2 protein-coding genes and 1 pseudogene are annotated in these 1,716 nt (G+C 35.9%); all 3 read left to right on the top strand.

The window, feature by feature from the left end; all coding sequences use genetic code 11:
- On the top strand, positions 1 to 722 hold a 722-nt coding region (locus tag VXQ92_RS16830), incomplete at its 5' end, for an IucA/IucC family C-terminal-domain containing protein (RefSeq protein WP_416682587.1).
- 12 nt (positions 723 to 734) lie between these two features.
- Complete coding sequence (locus tag VXQ92_RS16825; RefSeq protein ID WP_001097748.1) at positions 735 to 1,505, top strand: (2Fe-2S)-binding protein; 771 nt, start codon at positions 735 to 737, stop codon at positions 1,503 to 1,505.
- Positions 1,492 to 1,716, top strand: a pseudogene (locus VXQ92_RS16820) (RraA family protein); the annotation flags it as partial. The gene VXQ92_RS16825 and the pseudogene VXQ92_RS16820, both read left to right, overlap by 14 nt.

Below are 1,716 nucleotides of genomic sequence, written 5' to 3'. Positions count from 1 at the left end.
CAGCTCAGCGCCGTCATATTCCAGCTGAATTATTGCAAGAACCTTATCAACTTATACCAATGGCAAGTCTTGGACATACAATTATGGATCAGCCTGCCATTTTTGATTATATTTTGCAGCTTCAACACAAGGACATAAATTCCAAGCAGATACTTATCGAGTTTGAGAAACTGTGTACATGTTTCTTTGATGTAAATTTGCGATTATTCCGCTTAGGGCTTATGGGTGAAATTCATGGGCAAAACATATGTCTTGTGTTGAAAAATGGCGAATTTGATGGATTGATGTTCCGTGATCATGATTCATTACGTATTTATTTACCTTGGGTAGAGCAAAACGGATTAAAAGATCCTAATTATTTGAGTCCACATGATTTTAAAAATACGCTTTATCATGAATCGGTAGAGGCTCTGTTATTTTATATTCAAACTTTAGGTATTCAGGTTAATCTAGGGTGTATTGTTGATAATTTAGCGAGTCATTATCAAATTGAAGTTAAGAATCTATGGTCTGTACTTGCTCATGCGTTACAGCAAGTTATTCAAAATCTAAACTTCCAGCCAGAGATTTTGGCCCAGCTCCAACATTTACTATTTGAAGTGCCTGAATGGCCATATAAGCAGTTACTTCGACCTTTGCTAGAACAAGATACACGGATTGGTAGTATGCCATCGGGAATTGGGAAAACCCGAAACCCACTTTGGTATGCCTTAAATTGTTAGTGATATCTGACGATGAATACGTCTTTTAAAATACAGGCAGAGAAGTGTGCAACTCTGCCTATATTGCAACAGCGTCTGAAATTAAATGTTCAAATACTACCTGAAAGTTCAACAACCTTAGATTGTCTGTTGAATGATGATGTATGTCGACAGGTGTTACAGGATTTTGCAACACGTATTCATGCTAAAAATCTAACTTGTGCGACCTCATTATTTGTCAAATATTGGTGTACAAGTTGGATCTTACCTTTTTTATATTGCCATGTGGCTGTTTTGCCATTTGTAAAATGGGATAGTTCAGCATTAGTTATAGACTTGCCGGAACAATGGTATTGGGATAGGACTTTACAGTTAAACCAAACAAGTTTTTATTCTTTTCAGATTATACATTTGCAAGAGTTTAATGACTTGATAGAACAACTGAATGTGCTATTTAAGCAGTTAGCGAAAATAGGTCGCGTACCTTATGTATTACTCTGGGAAAATGTAGCTGTTCGAGTAGTACAGTTTTATCATTCTTTTACAAATCAAAATCTAAATCCGGATATACAGTCTCGGTTAGAACAGCAAAAACAATTCTTTAAGTCAAAAGCTGCCGAAAGTTTTTATTTAACTGAAAATCCATTTGTGCGTTTATGGAATGGATGGCATCCAGAATTTAATACTTTTATGAGACAAAAATGCTGTTTTTATTTTCAGCTCGAAGAGGCTGAGCAGACCTTATGCCGTAATTGTCCCTTACGTTTAAAAGAAATCGGAAAATTTAAAGATGAATCAAATTGATACTAAAGCACTTGTTACAGCATATAAAGAAATAGCAACCTCTACTATTGGTCATGTACTTGATCAGGGATATATTCCTCAGGTATTCCCCTTAAGACCTGAAGATAAGGTGGTGGGGATTGTACGTACAGTTCGGATTGAATCGATCAATGCGAGTGGTTTAAGACAAGTCTTGATGAGTTGTCAACCAAATGAAGTTCTCGTTATTGAT

The organism is Acinetobacter sp. 228 (assembly GCF_048147885.1).
This window is presented reverse-complemented; position numbering and strand designations above follow the sequence as displayed.

Coding starts and splice junctions, on each gene's coding strand:
- VXQ92_RS16825 (WP_001097748.1), top strand. CDS start 735: ATGAATACGTCTTTTAAAATACAGGCAGAGAAGTGTGCAACTCTGCCT.